This window comes from Synechococcus sp. R6-5, from assembly GCF_047461775.1.
Classification (GTDB): Bacteria; Cyanobacteriota; Cyanobacteriia; order Thermostichales; family Thermostichaceae; genus Thermostichus.
The window spans coordinates 1-1,852 of sequence record NZ_JANSHV010000405.1 but is presented as its reverse complement, the minus strand read 5'-3'; the positions used below and the strand labels follow the sequence as shown (position 1 = coordinate 1,852).

Here is a 1,852-nt window from a genome sequence, read left to right as displayed (position 1 = left end):
GGAGTATCACTCAGGTCTCGACATACGTGCGCTTTCGTGTATAATGGTGGTCATGGAACGCATGATGCGTACTGGAAAGGCGGCGACGTTCATCGGCGTCTCTGTGAAGACGCTCCAGCGTTGGGCGCGTGAGGGGCGCGTGATTCCGGCTGCGCGAACGGAGAGCAATCGCCGCCGCTCCACCGAAGAACAGCTCCGCGCGTTCATCGGATGACGGCAAACAATGCGTGTGCCAACAAAGGTGATGGCCTCCTGCCGTGTTTCCCGTGCGGCGCAACGATCGGACCTGGTGAATCAACGCCGGGTTCTGGAAGCATTTGGAGCGGCCAGGGGCCCGGCAGGAGTCGAGTTTATTGAGGAAGGAGGCGGTGGGTTAAACTTCAAGCGCACGCATGTTCTTGAGTTATGGATCAGATTGAGCGACGCGACGTCAGGACGTTGATTTTGGCGCGCCGCGATCGGTTAACCCGCTTTGGCTTTGCATGGTTTGCGCATGGCGCCAAAACGCACGGATGTGACATAGTGGCGCTCAACCAGGAGCGTTGGTCTCCAGAACAAGCAATGGTGCACGACCTTATGACCATTGTGCATTGTTGTTCTTCCAGGCGTTATGGATTGAGCAACGATCGAAAAACGTTGAATGAAGTCCTGAAACAGGATGCACGTCATGCACCTGACTCACAAAATTGCTCTCTGCCCAACGCCTGAGCAAGCTGACTATTTTCGTCGTGCTTGTGGCACGGCGCGCTTCGTCTGGAACTGGGCGTTGGCCGAGTGGAATAAGCTCTACAAGGCTGGTCATAAGCCGAGTGCAATGGCGCTTAAAAAACAGTTCAACGCCATCAAATACATCAAATATCCCTGGATACAGGAGATTCACAGGGACGCACACGCGCAGCCGTTCGCACATCTGGCGAAAGCATGGAACCGGTTCTTTGCCGACATGAAAGCCGGGAAGCCTGCGCATGAACCGAAATTCAAAAAGAAGGGTCGCTGTCGTGATAGTTTCTATGTGGCAAACGACAAGTTCAGCCTGAACGGGAACACCATCCGCCTGCCCAAGATCGGGGAGGTGAAGATGACCGAGCGCCTGCGTTTCAGCGGAAAAATCCTGGGCGCGACGGTTTCTCGCACGGCTGATCGTTGGTTTGTCGCCATTCACGTTGACGTATCTGATGAGCAGTTCTATCGAAAGAGGACTGCGCACAACATGACCGGCGTTGATCTTGGATTGAAAGCGGCTGCCACACTCTCCAATGGGGACGTCATCACGGCGCCGAAGCCCCTCACGGCTGCATTGCGGCGTCTCAAGATTCGGAGCCGACGCATGAGCCGCAAGCTGGAGATGGCCAAACGTGGTGCGGGGCGTGACGCAAAATCCAGTGTTCCGAAGCATGCGCGGCGTCCCAAGTCAAACAACTGCAAAAAGTCCGCTGCGATGTTGGCGCGGCTCCATGCGCGTATCGCCAATATCCGAGCGGATTTCGTCCACAAGCTCACCACCCGGCTATGCCGCGAAAACCAAGCGGTAGCCATCGAGGACTTGAATGTGAAGGGGATGTTGGCGAATGAGCGGCTGGCGCGCGCCATCAGTGACGTGGGCTTTGGGATGGTTCGCGCGCAGCTGGAATACAAAGCGAGGCGCTATGGAACCAGGCTGGCGGTTGCCGACCGCTGGTATCCGAGCAGCCGCTTGTGTTCCGTCTGCGGCTGGAAAAACGAGGCGCTGACCCTCACGGATCGGGAATGGACCTGTCCTGAATGCGACGCGCACCACGACCGCGACCACAATGCGGCGCTCAATCTCAAGCGGCTGGCAACCGTAACTGCCCTACCCGTGGCGAGTCCGTCC

At 57.2% G+C, this 1,852-nt stretch carries 2 protein-coding genes; both read left to right on the top strand.

What is annotated here, in order from left to right; all coding sequences use genetic code 11:
• Positions 1 to 214 (top strand): MerR family DNA-binding transcriptional regulator (locus NW818_RS14010; protein WP_414424909.1); only part of this gene is annotated, 214 nt, incomplete at its 5' end.
• 453 nt (positions 215 to 667) lie between these two features.
• On the top strand, positions 668 to 1,852 hold a 1,185-nt coding region (locus NW818_RS14005; RefSeq protein WP_414424908.1), incomplete at its 3' end, for an RNA-guided endonuclease InsQ/TnpB family protein.